Raw genomic sequence first — 25,492 nt, forward strand, 5'->3', positions numbered from 1 at the left:
CCCGCTATGCTAAACTCAGCGGCTTTCTTCAGGCAACCGACGTTAAAAACATATGAAACACACCGTAGAAGTAATGATTTCCGAACAGGAAGTAAAAAATCGTATCGCCGAATTAGGCAGCCAAATCACCGAGCACTACCGTGACAGCGGCAGCGAAATGGTTTTGGTAGGATTGCTGCGTGGTTCTTTCATGTTTATGGCGGACTTGTGCCGTACCATCAATGTTTCCCACGAAGTGGATTTCATGACCGCCTCCAGCTACGGCACGGGTATGACTTCAACCCGCGATGTGAAAATCCTTAAAGATCTGGATGAAGATATTCGTGGCAAGGATGTCCTGATCGTAGAAGACATCATTGATTCAGGTAATACATTAAGCAAAGTGCGTGAAATTCTGCAACTGCGTGGGCCAAAATCTCTGGCCATTTGCACCCTGCTGGATAAACCCGAACGCCGCGAAGTCGATGTACCCGTCGAGTGGGTGGGTTTCAAAATTCCAGATGAATTTGTTGTCGGTTACGGCATCGATTATGCACAGCGCTATCGTCATTTGCCGTATGTAGGAAAAGTTGTCCTGCTGGACGAATAAGGGTGATCCGCGGCTGCGCTTCGCCATTCCTGGCTTGCGCAGTACCTGCAATTCTCATCCTATTGTCTTGTTGTCTTGACGGATGGGGCATTAACGCAAAGATCGCGAGGTTTCCTTCGAACGGCGAACAACGCTGAACGAAGGGACACCGGATTACATGCTTTTACCTTGCAATAAGGTCGCCATAGCATTTTGGTAAGCCATTTCCAGGCTGCTCAGGCTGGTGGCCGAAACTTCTAAATCACGTAGCAAGCCATCTTCAATGCCATAAACCCAACCGTGAATCATCGCTTTCTGCCCACGTTTCCAGGCGGAACGCACGATGGTTGAATGACCCAGGTTATAAACCTGTTCGACAACGTTGATTTGGCATAACACATTACTGCGTTCTTCTTCTGCCAACTCTCCCAGTAACGACCGATGTTTGTACCACAGGTCGCGGATGTGTAGTAACCAGTTATCGATCAGTCCCATTTCATCACCTTTGATTGCAGCTTCAACGCCGCCACAGCCCAGATGGCCGCAGATAATGATATGTTCAACCTGAAGTACATCAATGGCGTATTGCACCACAGACAGACAGTTTAAATCGGTGTGAATAACCAAATTGGCAACGTTACGGTGAACAAATAATTCCCCGGATTTCAGACCAGTTAGTTGCTCGGCAGGGACCCGACTATCGGAACAACCGATCCAGAGAAAACGCGGTTTTTGCGCTTGAGACAGGTGCTCAAAAAAACTGGGATCTTGCTTGCTGATGGAGTTTGACCAAGAGCGATTGTTCGCGATGAGTTTTTGGATTTCTTCCATCGATGTTAATAACCTGTAATAAACGGATTGCGATAGGATAATATACGGCAAGCATTATGATTTAGAAATCGGAACAGTTGTTTCTGATAGGATACAATATTGCCCGAGTAGCAACTTCCCGGAGTTTATCTGGTTCTCACTGGCTCTCTACGACTTGTCCCCTGCGGGATGGGTGGGATAAGCCATTGATATTCCTTACTGGAAGTTCTTCATTGAATAAGGTCCATTTTTACTTATGACATATGCACTGGAATTAACGCAGCTCACCAAAACCTATGCCGGTGGCGTTCAGGCTTTACGTGGTATTGATTTACATGTTGAGGCCGGGGATTTTTATGCCTTGCTTGGGCCTAATGGTGCCGGTAAATCAACCACCATCGGCATTATCAGTTCGCTGGTCAACAAAACCTCGGGCAAGGTTCAGGTGTTTGGTTACGATATTGACAAAGATATTGTGAATGCCAAACGCCAGCTCGGTCTGGTGCCGCAGGAATTCAACTTTAACCCGTTCGAAACCGTATTGCAGATAGTGATCACTCAGGCGGGTTATTATGGAGTTACGCGGCGCGAAGCGCTGGCGCGGGCAGAGAAATATCTGAGTCAGCTTGATCTGTGGGGCAAACGCAACGAACGAGCCATTCGCCTGTCCGGTGGTATGAAACGCCGTTTGATGATCGCCAGAGCCTTGATGCATCAACCAAAACTGTTGATTTTGGATGAACCTACCGCTGGGGTCGATATCGAATTACGCCGTTCAATGTGGGGCTTCCTGAAAGAATTGAACGCGCAAGGCACCACCATCATCCTCACCACGCATTATCTGGAAGAGGCTGAAATGCTGTGTCGGAATATCGGTATTATCCAAAACGGTGAGTTGGTAGAAAATACCACGATGAAAAAACTGTTGGGAAAACTGGAATCTGAAACCTTTATTTTTGATCTTGGGGTAAAAAGCGCGTTGCCACAATTGGAAGGTTATCAGTATCGCCTGATTGATACATCTACGCTGGAAGTTGATGTAAAACGCGATCAGGGTCTTAATAGCTTGTTCAGTCAGATGAGTGCGCAGGGTATTCAGGTACTTAGCATGCGGAATAAAGCCAACCGCCTGGAAGAGCTGTTTGTTAATCTGGTTAATGGCAACGGGGGAGAAAAAGCATGACCCGTCTGTATTGGATCGCGTTACAAAGTATCTGGATCAAAGAGATTACTCGTTTTGGCCGTATTTGGATTCAGACTCTGGTGCCGCCGGTTATTACTATGTCACTGTATTTTGTGATCTTCGGTAATCTTATTGGTTCAAGAATTGGCGATATGGGCGGTGTGGATTACATGCAATTCATCGTTCCTGGTCTGATTATGATGGCGGTAATCACTAACTCTTATGCCAACGTGGCGGCTTCATTTTTTGGTGCCAAATTCCAACGTAGTATTGAGGAGTTGCTGGTAGCGCCAGTTCCGACCCATATTGTTATCGTCGGTTACGTTGGCGGCGGTGTTGCTCGGGGAATTTGTGTCGGTGTCTTGGTAACGATTATTTCGCTGTTTTTTGTACCGTTGCAGGTACATTCCTGGTCGATGATCGCGCTCACCCTAATGCTGACGGCAGTTCTGTTTTCTCTTGGTGGCTTGCTTAACGCCGTATTTGCTAAAACCTTTGATGATATCAGCCTGATCCCGACCTTCGTGCTCACGCCGCTGACTTATCTGGGCGGCGTCTTCTACTCGCTGACGCTGTTACCACCGTTTTGGCAGGCGGTGTCAAAATTGAATCCTATTGTGTATATGATTAGCGGGTTTCGCTATGGTTTCCTCGGTATTTCCGATGTGCCGCTGGTCTTTACTCTAGGCGTATTGGTGGCCTTTATCGCGGTGTTTTATAGCCTGGCTTGGTATTTGATTGAACGTGGTCGTGGTTTACGCACTTAAACCGCGCCCACTCAGGGGGCGGCCTGACACCGCCCCCTGCTACCAAAGTTGTCGAGCCAATGATGCAATGGCCGATAAATAAAATAAATATTCGCCCAGATGAATATGCTCTTTCTCAAGATTTAGCATCTTATGCTATGCTGGCGCACCAGAATTTCCCCTTTTCACTTCAGCGCAGTTACGCGAATAAGTAGAACGATAATGTGGCATAAAAACAGAATAGCGATTGGGATGCTACTCGGTATTGTCATGTCGGTCATGATACCGGCAGCTCACGCAGACCTCCTGTCAGACGACCCAGTAACGCCCTCCAGATACATGACCGCAGAACGCGATAGCGAAATTTATGCGCTGATCGGCGAGCATGTCATTCCGGTGGGAGAAATCAAGAAGGGGCAGTTATTGCAGGTATTCCCGGCTGCGGCGGAATATTATGAATTTAAATTTGGTCATGGCATCGGTTTTATTGATAAAGATGATTTAAAAGAGGTCAATAAAGCTCGGAAAACCAACGATAGCTTGGGTGATTTAAATAAGCCGTTACCAAATCAAAATATTCTTATCAAGCGTGAAACGCGGGTCTTTGTTGCTCCGGATACCGACAGTGAAGAGTTCGGTGTGCTAGAGGAAAACCTGCGCTACCCGATTATTGGCAAACTGAAAGACCGGCTGAATAATAGTTGGTATCAGGTCAATATTGGCCAGCGATTAGGCTATGTCAGCGGGAAGGATACCGAAATTGATAACGGCATTCCTGTGCTGACATATCACCATATGCTGAAAAATGAAGAGAATAAGCGCTTCAGAAATACTTCAACCACAACGTCGGATGTTGCATTCAGTAACCAGATGGCTTACCTCAAACAGGCTGGTTACGATACTATCTCGATGTCTCAGCTCGAAGGCTACCTGAATAATCAAATCAACCTGCCAGCGAAAGCCGTAGTGCTGACATTTGATGATGGTTTAAAATCGGTTAGTCGCTATGCTTATCCTATTTTGAAAGAGCAGGGTTTTCGCGCTACTGCATTTATTATTTCTTCTCGTATCAAACGCCATCCGCAAAAATGGAATCCTGACTCATTACAGTTCATGAGTATTTCCGAGCTAAAACAGATTCAGGACGTATTTGATGTGCAGTCTCATACCCATTTCCTACATCGGACGGATAATGCGCATAATCCGATATTATTGAGCCGCTCATATCATAATATTATTTTTGATTTTGAGCATTCGCAGCGGGCATTATCACAATTCAATCCCCATGTTATTTACCTGTCATATCCATTTGGTGGTTTTAACCAAAAAGCCATTGATGCGGCGAAAAACTCGGGTTTCCATCTGGCAGTGACGACCATGCAGGGTAAAGTGAAACCGGGCGACAATCCGTTTACGTTAAAACGGTTGTATATTTTACGCACGGATTCAATACCGACCATGGCTGAGCGTATTGCTAACCAGCCAACCGTGGCTGCGGGGCGGCCACCCGTGGTGATAGAAGCTGAATAGTGACAAGATAAGCGTCAAAAAATAAAAAGGAGCCAAAAATGGCTCCTTTTTTATGAATATCAATATGATGTCAGGCCTAGGCAACTTGAACCGGCACCGATTTAGCTTTGCGTTGCAGGTGATTTTCACCTTCAAAATAAGCCACTTTAGGATGGTGCAAGCGGGCATCAATATCTGACATTTGCACGTAAGAACAAATAATCAGTTTATCGCCAACGCAGGCACAACGGGCTGCTGCACCGTTGACAGAGATAATACGCGAACCGCGTTCAGCGGCTATCGCGTAGGTAGAAAAACGCTGACCGTTATCAACGTTATAAATATCTATTGCTTCATATTCCAGAATGCCAGCGGCCTCCAGAAAATCCTGATCGATGGCGCAGGAACCTTCGTAGTGCAAATCAGCCTGAGTTACTTTAACCCGATGCAGTTTGCCTTGCAGCATGGTGCGTATCATAGCCTTACCCTTAACCCTGATGTAAACCCGATTAATTCTGTCTGGCAGATCAATTCGGATGAATAACGCAGATGGCGTTAACACTGAGGCATCCTGCATTCAGTATCTTGCTTCAGTTTTGCTGATTTTATAGGTGCTGTCTATAGATTGGTGAGGACTGAGATTAATTTCAGCGTGAGAATATGAAGTTGTCGTGGAATCAGGGACGCTAGTCGGGTAGCGGGGGAATATCCCGTACCCGACCAGAGGACGTTCGCCAGATCAGTTGATCAGATCGACCTGTTGATTATCAATCAATCGCGCTTTACCCAGCCATGCGGCCATCAGAATGACCGCTCGCTGGCTGTCGACCGTCAGCGGTTGCAGGTTTTCGGCATCGCGAATAAACAGCTCATCTGGGGTGAAACCGGCCGCATGTAAATGTTCTGCTGCATCGGTCAGTAGCTCATCAATATGACGTTCGCCCAACGTCAGTTTTTCTGCAAGATTATTCATGATCTTAGCCAATTGTGGTGCGATCTTGCGTTCTTCTAGCGTCAAATAGCCATTGCGGGAACTGAGCGCCAGCCCATCTTTGGCTCGTTTAATCGGTACACCGACGATATCAATGTCGTAACCCATATCCGCCACCATTTTGCGGATAAGCGCCAATTGCTGGTAATCTTTCTCACCAAAACAGGCGATATCCGGCTGCACCAGATTGAATAGCTTGCTGACGATGGTTGAGACGCCACGAAAATGGCCGGGGCGGCTGGCTCCTTCCAAAATAGTAGAAAGGATCGGGACATCAGCGTAAGTTTGCTGTTCCAAATTGGTGGGGTAAATCTCGGACGGCGCAGGTGCAAAGACCAAATCTACACCTTGACGCGTCAATTTTTCGCAGTCTTCCTGTAAGGTTCGCGGATAGTTTGCCAGATCATCTGGGCGTTCGAACTGCATCGGGTTGACAAAGATACTCACCACTACGACATCGGCACGGGCTTTTGCTTCTTCCACCAGTGTCAGGTGTCCATCGTGGAGATTGCCCATCGTCGGAACCAGCGCAATACGTTTGCCTTCCTGTCGCCAGCGGCGAATTTCCTGACGTAAAAATGGCAAGGTTTCAATAATCAGCATTCCCTTTCTCCTGGGGTATTGGAAAGCATGTACGGGTCATACTTCAAACTGTATGTGTGTTGGCTGCACGCGATCACCCGAATCACTAACTGGGATAAGCGTCCCAAGATTCACTCGTTTGCTGCCTTCCGGTAATTTTTACTATGTAATGCGAGTGGCACTTATTGGAATGTATGCTCTTCTGCCGGATAAATCCCTTGCTCCACTTCCTGAATATATTGCTGTATTGCGGTGCGGATATCACCGGCCTGAGCCAGAAAGTTTTTGCTGAATTTGGGGATATGGCCACCGGTAATGCCCAGTGCATCATGCATCACCAGAATTTGTCCATCGGTAACATTGCCAGCGCCAATACCGATCACTGGGATCGCCAGGGCTTCGGTAACGCGGCGCGCCAGTTCAACCGGTACGCATTCCAATACCAGCAGTTGAATACCCGCTAGTTCCAGCGCCTGTGCATCTTTAAGTAATTGATTAGCAGCGACTTCTTCGCGACCCTGAACTTTATAGCCACCAAAGATATTGACCGATTGCGGTGTTAAACCAAGATGACCACAAACCGGTACGGCGCGCTCAGCCAGCATACTGACGGTTTCGCATAGCCAGCTCCCACCTTCCAGTTTTACCATATTGGCACCGGCGCGCATCAGCTCGGCAGCGTGGGTAAAGGTTTGTTCTGGCGTGGCATAACTCATAAAGGGCATATCAGCCAACAGTAGGCATTGTGGCGCACCACGGCGCACTGCACGGGTGTGATAGGCCACATCGGCGATCGTGACCGGCAGGGTTGAATCAAAGCCTTGTAAGGTCATACCGAGGGAATCACCGACCAGCATGACCTGAATGCCTTGCTCGAAGAACAGTTGGGCAAAGCTGGCATCGTATGCGGTGAGGGTGGCGAACTTACGCTGTTCTTGTTTCCACTGGCGTAAATGGGTCAGGGTGATCGCTTTCATTACTCGTTCTCCAGAAAATAACCCGACAGGCTCAAAACACTGCGCGTTATCGCATTTGCGGCCTGCAAAAAGTAAATCTCATTCTACTGTATGCGCCACTAGACCGCGAGAGCGTAGAGTAACAGCATGATTCGGTTACAAAATGATCAAAATAGTAGCATGCTAACAAAGTTGAAGGGGGAAGTGTACAAGAGAAGTGCGGGGAAAAACGACCCGAAAATGAGCCGAAGTTACCAGGGAGTCAGGCCATTTTTCGCTACCAATGTCAGCCGATTAGCCAGTGATTCTCCGTCTGGAAATATCAGATCCGGTGCAATATCGGCCAATGGATACAACATGAATTCCCGTTCTTTCAGGCCGTAATGAGGAACGGTAAGGCGATCTGTGTGAATAATCTGCTCACCGTACAACATGATATCCAGATCAAGGGTGCGTGGTCCCCAACGCTGATCTTTGCGAACCCGGCCCTGATTGCGTTCGATCTCTTGGGTATGATCCAACAACTGTTCTGGCGGTAACGCCGTGTCTAACGCGACCACGGCATTAAGAAAGTCAGGCTGATCCTGTGGACCAAGAGGGCGAGTCCGGTAAAACGCTGAACAGGCAACAAGGCGGGTGCGTGGCAGATGCTCCAACGCCTCCAAAGCGGTTTTCACCTGTTGCAATGGTTGGGCAAGGTTGCTGCCCAGCGCAATATAAACCCGGATCATATTCCCTGTTATGCCCCTTCTTTACGTTGGGTCGGTTTACGTGGACGGCGTGAGCGGGAACGGCGCGGTGCAGGATCGGCACCCAAAGTATTCAACATCGTTTTTTGATGCAACGGTGTTGCTTCCTGGAATTCGCCCCACCACTGCGTCAAACGTTGCAGTTCATGGTTATTTTCCACTTCAGCACGGAGCGCCAGCAAATCGTAGGCGGCACGGAATTTCGGGTGTTCCATCAGTTTGTGCGCCCGCTTGCCTTGGCGACGAGACAGACGTAGCTGTAACAGCCAAATATCGCGAACCAGTGCAGTAATGCGTTTGGGAATGGCGAGAGAACGGCACTCTTCATCCAAAATGTCATTCATGGCCAGCGCGAAGGCATCGTAATAGGCCAAACCGCTTTCCTGCGTCAGTTTTTGCGCATGTTCAATCAGTGGATACCACAGCATCGCCGCAAACAGGAATGCCGGGTTGACCCGTTGATCATTCTGGAGACGGTAATCGGTGTTTTTTAACACCTGAATCAGAATTCGCTCCATTGGCGAATCGTTATGCTCGGTAAAGTTACGGGCAATCAGCGGGAATAAGGGTTGGAAAAGCTGATATTCACATAATTTAAGGTAGGTTTTATAGCCGTAACCCGATTGCAGCAGTTTCAACGACTCTTCAAACAGGCGCGCCGGTGGAATTTCACGTAGCAGTGACGCCAGACGTGGAATCGGCTCCGCAGTTTCCGGGCTGATGGTCATATCCAGCTTGGCAGCAAAACGCACGGCTCGCAGCATCCGCACCGGATCTTCCCGATAGCGTACTTCTGGATCGCCGATCAGGCGGATAATACCTTGTTTCAGATCACGCAGACCGCCGGTGTAATCCCTTAGTGCAAAATCGGAAATCCCGTAATAAAGGCTATTAATGGTGAAGTCGCGACGTTGTGCGTCTTCCTCAATAGAACCGAAGATATTGTCCCGTAGCAGCATGCCGTTCTGAGCTTGCTGTGAGGAGTTTTTATCATTACTTTCAGGTTGTTGCTGTTCGTGATGGCCACGGAAAGTGGCTACTTCAATAATTTCCGGCCCAAACATCACGTGCGCCAGACGAAAACGGCGACCGACCAAACGGCAGTTACGGAACAGTTTTCGAACCTGTTCTGGCGTGGCGCTGGTGGTGATATCAAAATCTTTTGGCTTTTTGCCAAGCAGTAAGTCGCGGACGCCGCCGCCGACCAGATAAGCTTCAAAACCTGATTTATTCAGGCGATAGAGTACCTTCAGTGCATTATCACTGATTTCTTTGCGTGAAATATTGTGTTGATCCCTCGGAATAACCGTCATTGGACGTTTTTCCTCAAGCGGTACCGCATGTTGTACGCGGCCGGTATCAGTTCTAGCGGGCCTTTTTTCTTTGCGGGCCACTTTATCTTCACCGGTAACTTTATCTTCACGGACATTTTTGTCTTCGCGGATCAGTACCTTACGGCAGAAATTGGCTACTCGGGTAAAAATGGTACACCTCGATAGTGACTAATAAAAAACAGAACTACGGAAAAACAGCGGCTAATCATAGCTCACCGAGGTTCCTTTGAGAATGCCGATGTGTTTTCTGGCTGAGCTATTGCACTCTGGTGTGGAAGAGAATCCAGGCTCCAGTGCTCAATTGCCCAGCGTAATAATAACGATAGATCAAGATCTTGCCAGCTTTCTGGCATCGGCTGATGAAGAAATTTCAACGCGCTGACCAAAATCGGGCGTGGATCGCCATCAGGCAATGATGGTGCGTGATTCTGTTTGGATAATTTATGACCGTCATAATTCAGCGCCAGTGGCAGGTGAATATAAGTCGGTACAGGCTGTTGTAACTGGTTATACAACGCAATTTGCCGCACTGTCGGTTCGATCAAATCGGCTCCGCGCACTATTTCCGTGACCCCTTGAAACGCATCATCTACCACGACTGCCAGATTGTAAGCAAACAATCTGTCCCGGCGGCGAATGATAAAATCCTCTTCGGCCAGCGCTGGATCGGCGTGAAGCTGACCGAGTAGGCGATCATGAAAAGCATAAACCGGATGGGTTTGGCGTAATCGAATCGCGGCATGATCAGGCGGCAGGTGACGATTTCGGCAATGCCCATCATAGAAACCGCCGATATGCTGAATCCGACTGCGGGTGCAGGTGCAGTAATAGCTTAACCCTTGCTGCTGCAGCCAATCAAGGGCTGCGCGGTAGGCATCGTGACGGTGGGATTGATAGATGACCTGACCATCCCAGTGGAGGCCATAATGCTCTAGCGTGGCAAGGATACGATTAGCGGCTCCCGGAATTTCACGCGGAGGATCAATATCTTCAATGCGTACCAGCCAACTTCCGCCTTGGGCGCGGGCTTGCAGGTAACTTCCGAGAGCGGCAATCAGTGAGCCGAAGTGTAAATCTCCGGAAGGAGAGGGCGCGAAACGTCCCACATAACGATGATTTTCTGACATAAATAAAGGGAGTGTGCTCCCGTCATGTTAATACGGTGCCGGAGAAAACTCAGGCACCGTGTCACACGTTCTTGCTGTGTTAGCCAGCCATCTGCTTTTCGCGGATTTCAGCTAAGGTTTTACAGTCAATGCATAAATCTGCAGTTGGCCGTGCTTCCAAACGGCGAATACCGATTTCTACACCACAAGATTCGCAGAAACCGAAGTCGTCATCTTCCACTTTTTTCAGCGTTTTCTCGATCTTCTTAATGAGCTTACGCTCACGATCGCGGTTACGAAGTTCAAGACTGAATTCCTCTTCTTGAGCTGCACGGTCAACCGGATCAGGGAAGTTAGCAGCTTCGTCTTGCATGTGAGATACAGTACGGTCTACTTCATCCCTGAGCTGATTGCGCCACGCTTCAAGAATCAGCTTAAAATGCGAAAGCTGGGCGGCATTCATGTACTCTTCGCCTGGCTTCTCTTGGTACGGCTCCACCCCAGCGATGGCGAGAATGCTCAAGGACGAGGTTTTACGTTTTTGCCCTTCTTGCATGATGCTTCTCCTACATTCATACGCACTATCGAACGATTCCCCAAGTGCGGGGAAAAATCAGGCCGCTATAAATAACAGATGGGAGGTAGGTTGGCAATTATTCCTGTCGCCTGCTTGACAATGGTGTGAAGGAAGGCGTATTTGGCGAGGTGCTATTCGGCAATCGGCTTTTTAATCAGCAGTTGGCCGGTAGAACCTAAACCGTTAATAACGGCAAGCGAGCAGCGAGCTCGATACCGTCAGGCGATAGTTGAAAACCGTAACATATCACTTCCACCCCTGACGCCTGAGCCTGTGCCAACAACTCGGTATAGCGCGGGTCAATATGTCGGGACGCGGCGACCTGCCTGATACCCGAATGCAATACGGCAAAGAACAATACAGCCCGATGCCCTTCAGCAACACTCTTTTGCAATTCACGCAGATGTTTTTGTCCCCGTAGCGTTACCGCATCTGGGAAATAGCCACATTGTTGTTGCAATAAGGTTACCGATTTCACTTCAATATAGCAGTTGGCTTTATTTTCTGCCTGTAATAACAAGTCGATACGGCTATTTTCCGCGCCGTACCTTACCTCACGATAGACAGCACTGTAACCGGATAATTCTGGTATTGCATCACGTGTTATCGCTTCATTGACTAACCCATTGGCGCGCATGGTATTAACGCATATCCAATCACCGGTTTGAGTCTGCGTCAGCTCCCAAGTGTGGGGATATTTACGTTGAAGATTATTGGAGGTGGAATACCACAGGGTATCACCGGGTGTCGCACATCCGGTCATGGCTCCGGTATTTGCACAATGAATAGTCAAGGTCTCTCCCGCTGGAGTGATCACATCAGCCAGGAAACGTTTATAGCGCTGGATCAGCGTAGCGGGTTTGAGCGGGGAGTCAAATTGCATCTTCTTTCCTTATTTTATCGCCCAACGGCCAGCTTTTAAGCACTTTATAACGGGTGCGCCCACGGCTATATACTGATTCATAGAGTGAGAACTGATTTGGTGTAAATTGTCCCACATCCGCTTTGGGCGGTAACATAACCGGTTGGGTGGCATGGCGAAACAGAGTGATATGAGGATGAAACGGCAGTGGATTTTGGTAGCAGCCATTGCGTGCAGCTTGAGAGCGCAATAATTCTGCAAGCTGCAATAATCCTCTTGGCGCTTGCTTACACCCCAACCACACGACGCCAGAACCTGGCCAATGCCCCAAGTCGTCGAGTCTAATGGTGAACGCGGGCTGGTGAATACGTCCGGCCAACTGTTGTAGCGCCTGTGATTTTTGCTCACTCACCTCGCCGAGAAAGGCTAGCGTCAGGTGTAAATTGGCGGCAGCAATCGGGTGGCCGGTTTCTGCCGCAAACTGTTCTGCGCGCCATTGTACAATCTGTTGCTGATGGGGTTTGGCTAGCGCCAGAGCAAAGAACAGTCGTCGGTTTACTGGATCAGTCATCACTAGCGTTTCGCATCGTTAAAGCCCTATAGCCAAAATTATGGGTGTCACCGGTAATCATTCAATAAATCCCGATCTACTTACTCAAATCAGTCATCCAGATGAACGCATGGCGCGAACAATTCTGTGGCTTCAAGTATCACGAGTATCAATACGGCGTAAAGGCTAGATGCTACAATGCCTGACTGTGAAAGTTAACCTTCGTGGAGTGTGCTGTGTCTTCTTTACCCGTCAGTGTGGTGGTTGACGATTTGCTCTCTGCGCTGAAATCCTCGCCGCAAGTCTTGCTTCATGCCCCAACCGGGGCGGGGAAATCGACTTGGCTGCCGTTGCAGATTTTACAGCGTGGCGGATTGTCAGGGCGGATTATTATGCTTGAACCGCGCCGGCTGGCAGCGAAAAACGTGGCCTATCGGCTGGCGCAACAACTGGGGGAAGAACCCGGCCAAACCGTGGGCTATCGGATGCGAGCAGAAAGCAAAAGTGGGCCCAATACTCGGCTGGAAGTGGTCACCGAAGGTATTTTAACGCGAATGTTGCAACAGGATGCCGAGTTACAGGGCGTATCGCTGGTGATTTTGGATGAATTCCACGAGCGCAGTCTACAGGCCGATTTGGCCTTGGCGTTGTTGCTGGATGTACAACAAGGGCTGCGGGATGATTTAACCCTGCTAATTATGTCGGCTACGCTGGATAATCAACGACTTTCTGCCCTGCTGCCCGATGCGCCAACGATAGTTTCGGCTGGCCGCAGTTTTCCAGTATTACGCAGTTATCAACCCTTATCCAGCCATGAGCGTCTGGAGGATGGTATCGCCAGTCGGGTCAAGCGCTTGTTGAATGAGGAATCCGGCTCGCTATTGCTGTTTTTACCCGGCCTGAGTGAAATTCATCGAGTGATGGAGCGGCTAAACGGTGAGGTGGCGGAAGATACCGATCTTTGTCCACTTTACGGCGCATTACCCCTTGGAGAACAGCAGAAAGCCATTCAACCGGCGGCTGCCGGTCGGCGAAAAGTGGTGCTGGCGACCAATATTGCTGAAACCAGTTTAACCATTGAAGGGATACGTCTGGTGGTGGATAGCGGGCTGGAGCGGGTTGCCTGTTTTGACAGCAAAAATGGCCTGACTCGCTTGGTGACGCAGCGTGTCAGTCAGGCGTCAATGATTCAGCGAGCGGGGCGGGCTGGGCGACTGGAAGAGGGGATCTGCTGGCACCTATTTGCCAAGGAGCAGGCCGAGCGTGCTCCCGAATATGCGGAACCGGAAATTCTCAATAGCGACTTATGCAACTTCTGGCTGGAACTGCTGCATTGGGGTTGCCAGGACATCTCCCAGTTGTGTTGGCTGGATCGCCCTCCGGCTCTGGCACTCACTGTAGCACAAAGCCTACTGAGGCGATTGGGTGCGACAGATGAGAACGGCCAGTTGACGGCAGTTGGCCGATCGATGGCGACGCTGGGCTGTGAACCCCGTCTGGCGGCGATGCTGTGCGCGGCAGCGCAGCAGGGAGGCGATGCGCTGGCAACGGCCGCACTGCTGGCGGCCATGATCGAAGAACCGCCGCGTAGCGGTCAGATCGATCTGCGTTATTGGCTGAGTCGACCTCAGTCGAATTGGCAGCGGCGCGCCAGACAATTGCAACAGCGTCTTAACTCGCGAACGGGCAGTATTGATAGCGATATGGCGGGTGGGTTGTTGGCGCTGGCCTATCCCGATCGTATTGCCCAGCAACGCGGCCAAGATGGACGCTACCTGTTGGCTAATGGTATGGGCGCGGCTATGGCTCAGGATGAGGCGCTGTCACGTTCTCCCTGGCTAGTGGCGGTTAGTTTACTGCAAAGCTCTGGTGGGCCGGATGCACGCATTCTGCTGGCATTGCCGGTAGATATTGATCAACTGGTTAAACAGTCCCCTGAGAGTGTCAACGAGCAAACGGCGGTAGAGTGGGATGAAGAGAAAGGGACTTTGCGTGCATGGCGGCGCTGGCAAATAGGCCGACTGACTCTGAAGGCGCAGCCGTTGGCCAGACCCAACGACGAAGCTTGGCAACAGGCGCTGCTCAATTGGGTACGTGAGCAGGGCCTGAACGTGTTGAATTGGGATGAAAATGCCCGACAAATGCGCACCCGCTTGCGATGTGTGGCGCGGTGGCTACCGAATGTAGAATGGCCAGTAGTCGATGATGAAAGTCTGTTGGAGAAACTTGAGCTGTGGCTACAACCTTCATTGCAGGGTGTGCGTGACTTGCGTGCGTTGCGACAGGTCAATCTGGCTGAGGCGCTTGGTCGATTATTGAGTTGGCAACAACGTCAGCGGCTGGATAGTGCGTTACCAAGTCATTACACTGTACCGACAGGTAGTCGCCTACCTATACGTTACGATGATGATAAACCGCCGATGTTGGCGGTGCGGCTACAGGAAGTCTTTGGCGAACAGTGTAGTCCTCGGCTGGCCGAAGGTCAGGTTGCGGTGGTGCTGGAATTATTGTCGCCAGCCCACCGGCCGTTGCAGATTACTGGTGATTTGGCCGCCTTCTGGCAAGGTGCTTACCGGGAAGTGCAAAAAGAGATGAAAGGGCGTTATCCCAAACATGTCTGGCCGGATGATCCGGCCAATACGCTGCCGACCCGGCGTACCAAGAAGTATCAAAGCTGATGAATTCAGATGTTTCCTCTTCCCCACTGATGAGGCTGAGGAGACATTAAGCGGCTTGCCCGCCAATATGCGTGGAAGTAGTGGAGAAAATAGATGTCTGATGACCGCGAGCCTACGGGGCGCAAAGGTAAGAAACCAGCGGCCAAGGCTGCGCCGAAGAGGCCACTGCGCCGTCGGCGCGATGAAGATGATTATGATGAAGACTATCTGGATGACAATGATCGTGACGATGATGAAGATAGCTATGATGATGATGACGATGAGGATCAACCCATGCCAAGAAAGGTAAAATCGACTCCGGCGCGGAAAAAGCGTCGTTGGCTTGGGTTACTGATTAAGCTATTTATCGTTGCTGTGGTGCTGTTGGCGATCTATGGCGTCTATCTGAACTCGCAGATCCGCAGCCGTATTGATGGCAAAGTCTGGCAACTGCCAGCGGCGGTCTATGGTCGTATGGTCAACCTTGAACCGGGTATGGCTTACAGCAAGAAAGAAATGGTGAATTTGCTGGAAGGCATGCAATACCGCCAAGTGAGCCGCATGACTCGACCAGGTGAATTCACGGTGCAGAACAACAGTATCGAAATGCTGCGTCGGCCATTTGATTTCCCAGATGGTAAAGAAGGCCAGATCCGCGCCCGATTGGTGTTTAAGGATGATCGTTTAGCGCAGATCATCAACCTGGATAACCAGCGTGATTTCGGCTTTTTCCGCCTCGATCCCAAGTTGATCACCATGTTGCAGTCGCCGAATGGCGAGCAGCGCCTGTTTGTGCCTCGCGCTGGTTTCCCTGATCTGCTGGTGGATACTTTGTTGGCCACCGAAGATCGCCACTTTTATGAGCATGATGGCATCAGCCCGTATTCTATTGGTCGCGCGGCCATTGCTAATCTGACTGCTGGCAAAGCGGTACAGGGCGGCAGTACACTGACGCAACAGTTGGTAAAAAACCTGTTTCTAACCAATGAACGCTCTTTGCTGCGTAAAGCCAACGAAGCCTATATGGCGCTGTTGGTGGATTATCGTTACAGCAAGGATCGTATTCTCGAACTGTATCTCAACGAAGTGTATCTCGGCCAAAGTGGTAGCGATCAGATTCGCGGTTTCCCGTTGGCCAGCCTGTATTACTTTGGCCGCCCAGTGGATGAGTTGAGTCTGGATCAACAGGCGATGCTGGTGGGAATGGTGAAAGGGGCGTCGCTGTATAACCCGTGGCGCAACCCGACACTGGCGTTGGAACGACGTAATCTGGTACTGAAACTGTTGCAGAATCAGGGCATTATCGATGAAGAACTGTACACCATGCTCAGTGCTCGACCATTAGGCGTACAGCCGAAAGGCGGGGTAATTACACCGCAACCCGCCTTTATGCAGATGGTACGTCAGGAACTACAGCAGAAACTGGGTGACAAGGTTAATGATCTGTCCGGCGTGAAGATCTTTACCACCCTCGATCCCGTTTCACAGGATGCCGCTGAAAAATCCGTTGAAGATGGTATTCCTGCACTGAAAGCGGCGCGTAATATCAAAGACTTGGAAGCGGCGATGGTGATTGTCGATCGCTTTAGTGGTGAAGTTCGCGCGATGGTTGGTGGGGCACAGCCGCAGTTTGCCGGCTTTAACCGTGCCATTCAGGCTCGTCGTTTGGTGGGTTCTCTGGCGAAACCGGCAACGTATCTGACGGCATTAAGCCAGCCGGATAAATATCGTCTCAATACCTGGTTGGCCGATCAGCCGATTTCACTTAAACAGCCGAACGGCTCGATCTGGCAGCCGAAAAACTATGACCGCCAATTCCGTGGGCAAGTGATGCTGATGGATGGGCTGGTGAATTCTCTGAACGTACCGACAGTTAATCTGGGGATGGCGCTGGGGCTGGATCAAATCAGCGCGACCTTGCAGCGTTTGGGCATTCCAAAATCGGTGATCAATCCGGTTCCGGCCATGTTGCTGGGAGCCATCGATCTGACGCCGGTAGAAGTGGCACAGGAATATCAGACTATTGCCAGTGGTGGTAATCGTGCTCCGTTGTCAGCGGTGCGTTCGGTGATGGCAGAAGACGGTACCGTGTTATATCAGAGCTTCCCTCAGGCCGAACGTATGGTACCGGCACAGGCGGCTTATCTGACGTTATATACCATGCAGCAAGGCGTGCAGCGCGGCACATCCCGTTCATTGTCGGCGAAGTTTGGCAAATACAATCTGGCGGCAAAAACGGGTACTACCAACGATCTGCGTGATAGCTGGTTTGCCGGTATCGACGGTAAGGAAGTCGCGATTGTGTGGGTTGGTCGTGATAACAATGGCCCGGCCAAACTGACCGGTGCCAACGGCGCGTTAACCCTATATCGCCGTTATCTGGAAAACCAAACACCGTTGCCACTGGTGCTGCAACCACCGGAAGGCATTAGCCAGATGAACATTGATTCTGCCGGTAACTTTATCTGTGACGGCGGAAGCTGGCGTACCATTCCTGTGTGGACAGAAAATCCGCAAGGTCTGTGTCAGGCTGCCGCTGCACCGGTTGAAGGTGATGGCGTCGCTGGCTGGATCAAAGATATGTTCGGGCAGTAAGACGACCTGGCTGGACGATGGCGTGTCGCGTAACTGGGGATGAGGGTTTTCGCTGGCACGTATCGTAACGCCAGGGCGGATAATTATCTTCAGTACGATGTGGGTTAATGCGCAGGCCAATTTGCTAGCGAGCGTTATTGGCGCACTTTATTGTGTTTGCCTGCGGCCGGTGACCATCCTGGGAATTGTGGCCTTCTGATCTGAGTTCGATAATAAAAACCCGCAGCGTCATTGCGGGTTTTTTATACGAAAAATCAAGCGGAACTTACAGCTTGGCGAAGCAGCGGCGGGCAGCATCCACGGTGTTCTGAATGTCCTCTTTGCTGTGAGCGATGGACATAAAGCCTGCTTCAAACGCCGAAGGTGCCAGATAAACGCCTTCTTCCAGCATCAGATGGAAGAAACGTTTAAAACGCTCAACATCGCAGCCCATGACATCCTGATAGCAAGTCACTGATTCGGCGGTGGTGAAGAACAGGCCGAACATACCACCAACATGGTTGACGACCAACGGAATGTTTTCTTCTTTTGCTGCGCACAGCAGGCCAGTAGCCAGCAGCTCGGTCAGCTCGGTCAGCGTTTCATGTACACCAACCTGCGATACTTCAGTCAGACAGGCATAACCGGCGGCCATGGCAATAGGGTTACCGGACAGTGTCCCAGCCTGATAAACCGGGCCGGTGGGTGCCAGTGCTTCCATAATTTCCTGACGTCCACCAAAGGCACCGACTGGCATGCCGCCACCGATGATTTTACCCAGACAGGTTAGGTCCGGCTCTACGCTGTAATAACTTTGTGCGCCAGCCAGTGCGACGCGAAAGCCGGTCATCACTTCATCGATAATCAGTAACGCACCAAATTCATCACAAAGTTCGCGCAAGCCTGGCAGGAACTCTGGCAATGGCGGTACGCAGTTCATATTGCCAGCAACCGGCTCGACAATAATACAGGCGATATCCTGTGGATATTGCTCAAATGCAGCACGGACCGAGGCCAGGTCATTGTAAGTGCAAGTTAAAGTGTGCTTGGCAAAATCAGCGGGAACCCCCGGCGAGTTTGGCTGACCGAGCGTCAGGGCTCCGGAACCGGCTTTAACCAGCAGGCAGTCAGCGTGACCGTGATAACAGCCTTCAAACTTAATGATTTTATCGCGATGAGTATAACCGCGCGCCAGACGAATGGCGCTCATGGTGGCTTCGGTACCCGAGTTAACCATCCGCACCATATCCATGGTGGGAACCAGATTGGTCACCAACTCAGCCATTTTGACTTCCATTTCGGTTGGCGCACCGAAGCTCAGGCCACGTTCAACGGCTTCAATCACCGCATTACGCACTGCCGGATGGTTATGACCGAGCACCATCGGCCCCCAAGAGCCGACATAATCGATATAGGCTTTGCCATCCACGTCGAACAGGTAAGCGCCATCAGCCCGGTGGATAAATAGTGGTACGCCACCGACACCGGTGAATGCACGCACCGGAGAATTAACCCCGCCTGGGATCAACTGTTGCGCCTGGGCATACAAACTTTCGGACTTATTCATTAACTGGCTCCTGAATTGGGCGTGGCGAGGAATTTATCCGGTCATTCTAAAGTACTGGCGACGGTTATCAAATAATTGGCTATCTTTTGTGGGGAAATGAGGCTATCAACCTGATTTTGTATCAGGATTCGGTGCTTGGATAACGGACAGCATCCTGCGCCAGATCATATCCTGGCGGATTATTGGCAGGCGAATCGGCTGGTTGTGCGCTAAAATCGGCACACCGTCTATTTGTATTACTTATTGTTCAACTGATACATAACCTCACTATGACTGACTCAACAGAACAGACTTCCAATATTGGCGATTTACGTATGCGCCGTGGGCACTTTATTCGCACATTGATTAACCGAGACAAAACACCCCTGATTATTTTGGTCATGGCTGGCGTTGTCGGGGTGATTACCGGTTTGCTGGGTGTCGGCTTTGATCGCGGTGTCGATTGGATTCAGCAACAGCGCCTGGGAACTTTGGCGAAAGTCGCGGATTACGCCATTCTGGTCTGGCCGCTGGCCTTTATCATGTCTGCCTTACTAGCGATGGTTGGTTATTATCTGGTGCGCCGTTTTGCGCCGGAGGCGGGTGGATCCGGTATTCCCGAAATTGAAGGCGCACTGGATGAAATGCGCCCAGTACGCTGGTGGCGGGTCATTCCGGTGAAATTTATCGGCGGTCTCGGTACGCTGGGTGCCGGAATGGTGCTCGGCCGTGAAGGGCCGATGGTGCAAATGGGTGGAAACACGGGCCGCATGGTGGTGGATATTTTCCGATTGCGTAGCGCGGAAGCGCGCCATTCGCTGTTGGCTACTGGTGCTGCTGCCGGTCTATCGGCGGCGTTCAATGCGCCACTGGCCGGCATTTTATTCGTGATCGAAGAAATGCGAACCCAGTTCCGCTACAGCCTGGTTTCCATCAAAGCGGTGTTTGTCGGCGTGATCATGTCGACTATTGTCTACCGCTACTTTAACGGACAAAAAGCGCTCATTGATGTCGGTCGCCTCGGCGATGCGCCGCTTAATACTCTGTGGTTGTATCTGGCGCTGGGTATTTTGTTTGGAGTGGTAGGGGTGATATTTAACGCGCTGGTATTTCGTACTCAGGACATGTTTATACGTTTCCACGGTGGGGACTGGCGTAAGCTGTTAATTATCGGCGGGTTGCTGGGAGGACTCTGTGGTCTGCTGGGCGTAGTTCAAGGCGAAACGGCCGGCGGTGGATTCTCGCTGATCCCGATTGCGGCGGCGGGGAATTACGGCGTCGGCATGTTGTTATTTATCTTTATTGCCCGCGCAATTACCACATTGCTGTGTTTTGGCTCTGGCGCGCCGGGCGGGATTTTTGCACCTATGCTGGCTCTGGGCACTATGCTGGGAACGGCATTCGGCTTGTCTTGCGGCCACTTTTTCCCCGAATATAATATTGAGGCGGGCACCTTTGCCATTGCGGGTATGGGCGCACTATTTGCCGCTTCGGTTCGCGCGCCGTTGACTGGCATCGTGTTGGTGTTGGAAATGACCGACAACTATCAACTTATTTTACCGATGATTGTGACCTGCTTGGGTGCGACACTGATAGCCCAGTTTATGGGGGGTAAGCCATTGTATTCCGCCATATTAGCCCGCACATTACAACGTCAGGAGCAGGCAGCAGAAGCGGCGAAAACCAGCAAAAGTGCGCTTGAAACAGGTAAATAAAATATAACATTGAATGCCAATACTTGAACCAATTACTCAGGTATTGGATAATTGGCTCATAGATCAGGCTGCCATTGTAGTAACCTGCAACTCGAACATCGGTTGGGAGTAAAGAGTATGAGCGATGAAACGGTATTGCCCCTTCAGTTTACCGAGGCTGCGGCGAAGAAAGTAAAACTGCTGATTTCTGATGAAGAAAATCCGAATATGAAACTGCGGGTGTACATCACCGGTGGCGGCTGTAGTGGGTTTCAGTATGGTTTTACTTTTGACGATCAGGTTAACGATGGCGATATGACTATCGAGAAAGAAGGGGTTGAGTTGGTTGTTGATCCGATGAGTCTGCAATATCTGGTGGGCGGTGCGGTGGATTACACTGAAGGTCTGGAAGGTTCACGTTTTATCGTAACCAATCCTAACGCCAAATCCACCTGTGGTTGCGGTTCTTCCTTTAGTATCTGATTATTTTCGCCCTATTGAGGCATAAAAAACCGCGACCTACAGGTTCGCGGTTTTTTTTAATCTGGCCATCACCATTCAAAAGTGGGTAATTTCAACCGCCAACGAATGGCCGCCAGCCGAATACCCAGTGTCATTATCATGCCGAGCATCATCGCCTGTTGCAGCGGCAGACCAAAGGTGTAGTAAGCGGTGGCGTGGGCAATACCGCCGATAATACAGGCGGTGGCATAGATTTCGGTACGCAAAATCATCGGTATTTCCCGCGCCAGTACGTCGCGGATAATACCGCCACCTACGCCGGTAATTACACCCATACAGATGGCAATCAGCGGGCTAGCTCCAGCGGCAAAGGCTTTATTCACGCCAATGCCGACAAATACCGCCAGACCGATGGCATCCAATACGGGCAATATCCACTTGGGTGTACGCCGGGGTTGCCGTACCAGTAAAATAGTCACCAGACAGGTCACCATCGCTACTACCAGATCCGTCGGATCTTTAACCCAAAATACCGGACCATTGGCCAGTGCCATATCACGGATCGTCCCGCCGCCAACGGCTGTCACTACCCCCAGCACCAAGACACCAAAAGGATCCATCCGCAGTTTGCCTGCCAGCAATACGCCGGAGATCGCAAAAACCGCCGTACCTAAAATATCCAGCCAGTAGACCAACATCAAGATGACTCCGAGACAGGAGAGGGAACGCTGGCCAATTGTTGGCACAGTTGGTGAGCGGCCAGCAGGATACGCGGCCCTGCGCGATTAAACCAGTCTTCATTGATGGCGACAATCGGCACATTGAGCTGCGGTTGCCAGAAGGCGGAAACCGCTTTGATTTGATCGCTTCCTCCGGCAATGATAATGGCGTCAGGTTGACGGCTTAAAACTTGTTCACGACTGATCTGGGGCCAGGGAACCCGGCTAGTGGCAAAGATATTTTTGCCGCCACATAAAGAAACCACCTCACTTTGTAAGGTATGACCCGAGGTTGTGAAGAGTGGCTGGGTACCAAATTGTAGAAATACCCGTAATGGTACTGTTCGGGCATAGCGTTGCACCAGTTGGTCGCGCTGTTGACGAATGTAGTTGGCAGTGTGATGAGCCTGTTGTGGCTTGGGACTGTGGATCGCTAACCGATCCAGATCGTCGGCGATCTGGTCAATAGTGTCGGGATCGGAATAAAAAATCGGAATACCAAAACGGGCTAACTGATCTAATGGCCTTTGGGCATTACCGCCGCGCCAGGCTAAGATCAGATCCGGTTTTAGCGCCAGAATTCGCTCGACGTTAATACCTTGCCAGGAAGCGACGTGCTCCAGTTTTTTAGCCGCTTCGGGATAGTCGGAATAATCGCTGACAGCCACCAATTTGTCACCTAAACCGGCAGCATAGGCCAACTCAGTCGTACTGGGTGCCAGACTGATCACGCGTTCGGCAGCGGATGCCGATATGGGTATTCCCAAGGTCAAAAAGCCGCAAAGCAAGAGTCTGCGGCAAGAGGTCAGTATTAAGCCGGCTTTCATTTTTACGCGCGCTGTGCCAGTGTTTTCAGCATCGCTTCAATCATCAGCGTCGACTGTTCAGCGGCCTTCACCAGGAACTCATCAAAGCTCAGGTGAGATGCCTTATCGGCAACGTCAGAAATGGCTCGTACCACCACAAATGGGGTGCCGAAAGCGTGACAGACATGACCTATCGCTGCCGCTTCCATTTCTACTGCGGCGACGCTCGGGAAAGTGTTACGGATACGCGCCAGAGGCTCTGCACCGTTGATAAAGGCATCACCGCTGCAAATCAGGCCACGGACGGCGTTCAGATCTAATTTTTTGATGCAGGTTTCAGCCAGCTCAATCAGGTTGGCATCCGCGACAAATGCCGCAGGACAACCCGCCATTTGACCCGGTTCATAGCCAAAAGCGGTCACGTCGGCATCGTGGTAACGTACTTCCTCTGAAATCACAATATCGCCAACGTTCAGTGTTGCCGCCAGGCCGCCAGCCGATCCAGTATTGATCACGACATCAGGCTGGCAATGTTCCAGCAACAATGTGGTCCCCATCGCCGCAGATACTTTACCAATACCTGATTTCAGTAGCGCCACTTCTACACCGTGCAACTTGCCAGTATAGATTTCACATCCTGCGCGGGAAAATGTCTGACGGTTTTCAATCTTGTCACGCAGCAGGGTAACTTCTTGCTCCATTGCACCAATGATGCCTACTTTCATAACGGTTCTCGCTGATTTTAATCGATGGATAAGCATGTTTTTATTACAGGGTAGTTTATCATGGTAATGAGCCGTAGATAATGCACAAAGGCATTGCATCTCAGGAGTAGTGAAGATGTTATATCACCCAGTGCCGCACCTTTAGGGGGAAGTATGTCCGGGATCGACTTTAAGCAGAAAATCAGTTTTCAGCGGCCATTCGGCAAAGCGATTACAGCTGAGGATGAATACGACATCATTCGTCAGTTCGAAAGTGATCGTGGGCGTATCGTCAATTCGGCGGCTATTCGTCGTTTACAGCAAAAAACCCAGGTATTTCCACTTGAGCGCAATGCTGCGGTGCGTAGCCGTCTGACACATTCGCTGGAAGTTCAGCAGGTGGGGCGGCATATTGCCAAAGAAATTCTTAATCGCTTTAAACAAGAGAAGCGCATTGATGAACTGGGTTTGAGTAAACTGCTCGATCCTTTTGAAAGCATTGTTGAAATGGCCTGCCTGATGCACGATATTGGCAATCCGCCATTTGGTCATTTTGGTGAATCCGCCATTAATAACTGGTTTGCCAAGCGAATGGATCCCACCCGTTGCGGATCGGAACCGCACAGTCACGATCGTTGTGAGGTCAGCTTCTTGCGTTTATCTGAAGGGCAACCGGAACTGAACCTGCTACGCAGCCGTATCCGTCAGGATCTCAGTCACTTCGAAGGCAATGCGCAGGCTATTCGCTTGGTTTATTCGCTACTGAAACTTAACCTGACCTATGCTCAGGTTGGCTGTATTTTGAAATATACCCGTCCGGCTTATTGGTCAGCGCCGCTACCGGAGAGCCACAGTTATTTGATGAAAAAGCCCGGATTTTATTTGGCCGAAGAAGCTTATGTCGAAAAACTGCGACGGGAACTGAATATGGGTGAGTTCGACCGTTTCCCGCTAACTTATATTATGGAAGCTGCTGATGATATTTCCTATTGTATTGCTGATTTGGAAGATGCAGTAGAGAAAAATATCTTTACTGTAGAGCAGCTATTAGGCCATTTAAGAAATGAATGGGGCGAAGGTGTTCCAGGCGATCTGTTTGATAAGATTATAGGTCAGGCCGCCGGTAAAATTGAATCGGTTCAGGGAAGAAGAAGTTCAGAAGACCAATTCTTTATGTATTTACGGGTTTATACCGTGGGTCGATTAGTTCCTCATGCGGCCAAGCGATTTATTGATAATTTGCCTGCGGTATTTAATGGCATCTTTAATCAGACTTTATTGGAAGATTCCAGCCCTGCGTGTCAGTTATTGCAAGTTTTTAAAGCCGTAGCGGCAAAGCATGTATTCAATCACCATGAAGTTGAACAATTGGAGCTGCAAGGCTATCGTGTGATTAGCGGTCTGTTAGATATTTACAGTCCGCTATTATCTATGCCACAGCCTGCTTTTGCCCAGTTAGTGGCGCAAGACAGCCACCGTGGTTACGCGATTGAAACGCGGCTGTACCATAAACTCTCGATTAAACACCGTCTGGCTTATGTCGAGGCCGTAGAAGGGCTACGTCATTTATCCCCGGAACAACAAGAAATTCGCGAGTATTATTATCGAGCCAGATTGATTCAGGATTATATCAGTGGCATGACGGATCTGTATGCCTATGACGAATATCGCCGGTTGATGGCCGCAGAATAAAGCCACTAATGACAGATTATTTAAGCATAATTAAGTCGAGTTTTGTAAAGACGGAAAATAATTTTTACTATTACAAATTAAGCATTAATGAACTTAACGGAATGCAGTTAATCTT

The 25,492-nt window shown here is 50.2% G+C and carries 23 protein-coding genes; 9 read left to right on the forward strand and 14 right to left on the reverse strand.

Features of this window, described 5'->3' with window-relative positions; all coding sequences use genetic code 11:
- The first annotated feature begins 52 nt into the window (after window positions 1-52).
- Window positions 53-589, forward strand: coding sequence for a hypoxanthine phosphoribosyltransferase (gene hpt, locus DJ39_RS06170; RefSeq protein ID WP_038245003.1), 537 nt, complete (start codon window positions 53-55; stop codon window positions 587-589).
- 153 nt (window positions 590-742) lie between these two features.
- Here hpt and can read toward each other — a convergent pair whose 3' ends face one another.
- Window positions 743-1,399, reverse strand: a complete 657-nt coding sequence (gene can / locus DJ39_RS06175) for a carbonate dehydratase (protein ID WP_004719105.1) — start codon at window positions 1,397-1,399, stop codon at window positions 743-745.
- Between the two features lie 235 nt (window positions 1,400-1,634).
- Between can and DJ39_RS06180 the strand changes: the two genes are divergently transcribed.
- The 3 genes from DJ39_RS06180 to DJ39_RS06190 all read left to right on the forward strand — a co-directional run bounded on the left by DJ39_RS06180 (window position 1,635) and on the right by DJ39_RS06190 (window position 4,837).
- Window positions 1,635-2,561 carry an ABC transporter ATP-binding protein gene (locus tag DJ39_RS06180; RefSeq protein ID WP_004719106.1) on the forward strand — a complete coding sequence of 309 codons (927 nt, stop codon included), beginning with the start codon at window positions 1,635-1,637 and terminating at the stop codon, window positions 2,559-2,561.
- Window positions 2,558-3,328, forward strand: coding sequence for an ABC transporter permease (locus tag DJ39_RS06185; protein ID WP_038245005.1), 771 nt, complete (start codon window positions 2,558-2,560; stop codon window positions 3,326-3,328). The genes DJ39_RS06180 and DJ39_RS06185 overlap by 4 nt, the downstream gene beginning before the upstream one ends.
- A 201-nt stretch (window positions 3,329-3,529) precedes the next feature.
- Complete coding sequence (locus DJ39_RS06190; RefSeq protein WP_038245009.1) at window positions 3,530-4,837, forward strand: polysaccharide deacetylase family protein; 1,308 nt, start codon at window positions 3,530-3,532, stop codon at window positions 4,835-4,837.
- Between the two features lie 76 nt (window positions 4,838-4,913).
- Here DJ39_RS06190 and panD read toward each other — a convergent pair whose 3' ends face one another.
- The 9 genes from panD to thpR all read right to left on the reverse strand — a co-directional run bounded on the left by panD (window position 4,914) and on the right by thpR (window position 12,544).
- On the reverse strand, window positions 4,914-5,294 hold the full coding sequence (gene panD, locus DJ39_RS06195) for an aspartate 1-decarboxylase (protein WP_038245063.1): 381 nt from the start codon (window positions 5,292-5,294) through the stop codon (window positions 4,914-4,916).
- Window positions 5,295-5,555: 261 nt separating this feature from the next.
- Window positions 5,556-6,410 (reverse strand): pantoate--beta-alanine ligase, encoded by an 855-nt coding sequence (gene panC / locus DJ39_RS06200; protein WP_004719111.1) that lies wholly within the window; start codon window positions 6,408-6,410, stop codon window positions 5,556-5,558.
- Between the two features lie 161 nt (window positions 6,411-6,571).
- Window positions 6,572-7,366 carry a 3-methyl-2-oxobutanoate hydroxymethyltransferase gene (panB, locus tag DJ39_RS06205; RefSeq protein ID WP_004719112.1) on the reverse strand — a complete coding sequence of 265 codons (795 nt, stop codon included), beginning with the start codon at window positions 7,364-7,366 and terminating at the stop codon, window positions 6,572-6,574.
- Between the two features lie 230 nt (window positions 7,367-7,596).
- Window positions 7,597-8,076, reverse strand: a complete 480-nt coding sequence (folK, locus tag DJ39_RS06210; RefSeq protein ID WP_004719113.1) for a 2-amino-4-hydroxy-6-hydroxymethyldihydropteridine diphosphokinase — start codon at window positions 8,074-8,076, stop codon at window positions 7,597-7,599.
- A gap of 8 nt (window positions 8,077-8,084) precedes the next feature.
- Window positions 8,085-9,578 (reverse strand): polynucleotide adenylyltransferase PcnB, encoded by a 1,494-nt coding sequence (gene pcnB, locus DJ39_RS06215; RefSeq protein WP_071665726.1) that lies wholly within the window; start codon window positions 9,576-9,578, stop codon window positions 8,085-8,087.
- A gap of 62 nt (window positions 9,579-9,640) precedes the next feature.
- Window positions 9,641-10,555 (reverse strand): tRNA glutamyl-Q(34) synthetase GluQRS, encoded by a 915-nt coding sequence (gene gluQRS, locus DJ39_RS06220; RefSeq protein WP_004719115.1) that lies wholly within the window; start codon window positions 10,553-10,555, stop codon window positions 9,641-9,643.
- Between the two features lie 79 nt (window positions 10,556-10,634).
- Window positions 10,635-11,090, reverse strand: a complete 456-nt coding sequence (dksA, locus tag DJ39_RS06225) for an RNA polymerase-binding protein DksA (protein WP_002209354.1) — start codon at window positions 11,088-11,090, stop codon at window positions 10,635-10,637.
- 196 nt (window positions 11,091-11,286) lie between these two features.
- Window positions 11,287-11,994, reverse strand: coding sequence for a DNA/RNA nuclease SfsA (sfsA, locus tag DJ39_RS06230; RefSeq protein WP_038251236.1), 708 nt, complete (start codon window positions 11,992-11,994; stop codon window positions 11,287-11,289).
- A complete protein-coding gene (gene thpR, locus DJ39_RS06235) occupies window positions 11,984-12,544 on the reverse strand; it encodes an RNA 2',3'-cyclic phosphodiesterase (RefSeq protein ID WP_004719117.1) in 561 nt (186 codons plus the stop codon). The genes sfsA and thpR overlap by 11 nt, the downstream gene beginning before the upstream one ends.
- A gap of 215 nt (window positions 12,545-12,759) precedes the next feature.
- Here thpR and hrpB point away from each other — a divergent pair, with 215 nt between their 5' ends.
- Window positions 12,760-15,201: an ATP-dependent helicase HrpB gene (gene hrpB, locus DJ39_RS06240; protein WP_004719118.1), complete on the forward strand. Its 2,442-nt coding sequence runs from the start codon at window positions 12,760-12,762 to the stop codon at window positions 15,199-15,201.
- Window positions 15,202-15,294: 93 nt separating this feature from the next.
- Complete coding sequence (mrcB, locus tag DJ39_RS06245) at window positions 15,295-17,775, forward strand: bifunctional glycosyl transferase/transpeptidase (protein ID WP_004719119.1); 2,481 nt, start codon at window positions 15,295-15,297, stop codon at window positions 17,773-17,775.
- Between the two features lie 265 nt (window positions 17,776-18,040).
- Here mrcB and hemL read toward each other — a convergent pair whose 3' ends face one another.
- Window positions 18,041-19,321, reverse strand: coding sequence for a glutamate-1-semialdehyde 2,1-aminomutase (gene hemL, locus DJ39_RS06250; protein WP_004719120.1), 1,281 nt, complete (start codon window positions 19,319-19,321; stop codon window positions 18,041-18,043).
- Between the two features lie 269 nt (window positions 19,322-19,590).
- On the opposite strand from hemL, the gene clcA reads away from it, so the two are divergent.
- Both clcA and erpA read left to right on the forward strand, forming a co-directional pair.
- Complete coding sequence (gene clcA, locus DJ39_RS06255) at window positions 19,591-21,015, forward strand: H(+)/Cl(-) exchange transporter ClcA (protein ID WP_004719121.1); 1,425 nt, start codon at window positions 19,591-19,593, stop codon at window positions 21,013-21,015.
- 117 nt (window positions 21,016-21,132) lie between these two features.
- Window positions 21,133-21,477: an iron-sulfur cluster insertion protein ErpA gene (erpA, locus tag DJ39_RS06260; protein WP_004719122.1), complete on the forward strand. Its 345-nt coding sequence runs from the start codon at window positions 21,133-21,135 to the stop codon at window positions 21,475-21,477.
- Between the two features lie 68 nt (window positions 21,478-21,545).
- Here erpA and DJ39_RS06265 read toward each other — a convergent pair whose 3' ends face one another.
- Genes DJ39_RS06265 through mtnN form a run of 3 tightly spaced genes read right to left on the reverse strand, consistent with a single transcriptional unit; the run spans window position 21,546 to window position 23,706 of the window.
- Window positions 21,546-22,154, reverse strand: coding sequence for a TRIC cation channel family protein (locus DJ39_RS06265; protein WP_038251239.1), 609 nt, complete (start codon window positions 22,152-22,154; stop codon window positions 21,546-21,548).
- Entirely contained in the window at window positions 22,154-23,002 is an 849-nt protein-coding gene (gene btuF, locus DJ39_RS06270) for a vitamin B12 ABC transporter substrate-binding protein BtuF (protein ID WP_049688027.1), read from the reverse strand. The genes DJ39_RS06265 and btuF overlap by 1 nt, the downstream gene beginning before the upstream one ends.
- A gap of 2 nt (window positions 23,003-23,004) precedes the next feature.
- Window positions 23,005-23,706 (reverse strand): 5'-methylthioadenosine/S-adenosylhomocysteine nucleosidase, encoded by a 702-nt coding sequence (mtnN, locus tag DJ39_RS06275; protein WP_004719124.1) that lies wholly within the window; start codon window positions 23,704-23,706, stop codon window positions 23,005-23,007.
- Window positions 23,707-23,859: 153 nt separating this feature from the next.
- Here mtnN and dgt point away from each other — a divergent pair, with 153 nt between their 5' ends.
- Complete coding sequence (gene dgt, locus DJ39_RS06280; RefSeq protein WP_004719125.1) at window positions 23,860-25,377, forward strand: dGTPase; 1,518 nt, start codon at window positions 23,860-23,862, stop codon at window positions 25,375-25,377.
- Window positions 25,378-25,492 lie beyond the last annotated feature (115 nt).

Origin of the sequence: Yersinia ruckeri ATCC 29473 (genome assembly GCF_000754815.1) — a bacterium.
Taxonomy (GTDB): Bacteria; Pseudomonadota; Gammaproteobacteria; order Enterobacterales; family Enterobacteriaceae; genus Yersinia; species Yersinia ruckeri.

Coding starts and splice junctions, on each gene's coding strand:
- mtnN (WP_004719124.1), bottom strand. CDS start 23,706: ATGAAAGTAGGCATCATTGGTGCAATGGAGCAAGAAGTTACCCTGCTG.
- DJ39_RS06265 (WP_038251239.1), bottom strand. CDS start 22,154: ATGTTGGTCTACTGGCTGGATATTTTAGGTACGGCGGTTTTTGCGATC.
- panB (WP_004719112.1), bottom strand. CDS start 7,366: ATGAAAGCGATCACCCTGACCCATTTACGCCAGTGGAAACAAGAACAG.
- gluQRS (WP_004719115.1), bottom strand. CDS start 10,555: ATGTCAGAAAATCATCGTTATGTGGGACGTTTCGCGCCCTCTCCTTCC.
- thpR (WP_004719117.1), bottom strand. CDS start 12,544: ATGACTGATCCAGTAAACCGACGACTGTTCTTTGCTCTGGCGCTAGCC.
- panD (WP_038245063.1), bottom strand. CDS start 5,294: ATGATACGCACCATGCTGCAAGGCAAACTGCATCGGGTTAAAGTAACT.
- dksA (WP_002209354.1), bottom strand. CDS start 11,090: ATGCAAGAAGGGCAAAAACGTAAAACCTCGTCCTTGAGCATTCTCGCC.
- can (WP_004719105.1), bottom strand. CDS start 1,399: ATGGAAGAAATCCAAAAACTCATCGCGAACAATCGCTCTTGGTCAAAC.
- hemL (WP_004719120.1), bottom strand. CDS start 19,321: ATGAATAAGTCCGAAAGTTTGTATGCCCAGGCGCAACAGTTGATCCCA.
- sfsA (WP_038251236.1), bottom strand. CDS start 11,994: ATGCAATTTGACTCCCCGCTCAAACCCGCTACGCTGATCCAGCGCTAT.
- DJ39_RS06185 (WP_038245005.1), top strand. CDS start 2,558: ATGACCCGTCTGTATTGGATCGCGTTACAAAGTATCTGGATCAAAGAG.
- mrcB (WP_004719119.1), top strand. CDS start 15,295: ATGTCTGATGACCGCGAGCCTACGGGGCGCAAAGGTAAGAAACCAGCG.
- panC (WP_004719111.1), bottom strand. CDS start 6,410: ATGCTGATTATTGAAACCTTGCCATTTTTACGTCAGGAAATTCGCCGC.
- dgt (WP_004719125.1), top strand. CDS start 23,860: ATGTCCGGGATCGACTTTAAGCAGAAAATCAGTTTTCAGCGGCCATTC.
- folK (WP_004719113.1), bottom strand. CDS start 8,076: ATGATCCGGGTTTATATTGCGCTGGGCAGCAACCTTGCCCAACCATTG.
- DJ39_RS06180 (WP_004719106.1), top strand. CDS start 1,635: ATGACATATGCACTGGAATTAACGCAGCTCACCAAAACCTATGCCGGT.
- hpt (WP_038245003.1), top strand. CDS start 53: ATGAAACACACCGTAGAAGTAATGATTTCCGAACAGGAAGTAAAAAAT.
- DJ39_RS06190 (WP_038245009.1), top strand. CDS start 3,530: ATGTGGCATAAAAACAGAATAGCGATTGGGATGCTACTCGGTATTGTC.
- erpA (WP_004719122.1), top strand. CDS start 21,133: ATGAGCGATGAAACGGTATTGCCCCTTCAGTTTACCGAGGCTGCGGCG.
- btuF (WP_049688027.1), bottom strand. CDS start 23,002: ATGAAAGCCGGCTTAATACTGACCTCTTGCCGCAGACTCTTGCTTTGC.
- clcA (WP_004719121.1), top strand. CDS start 19,591: ATGACTGACTCAACAGAACAGACTTCCAATATTGGCGATTTACGTATG.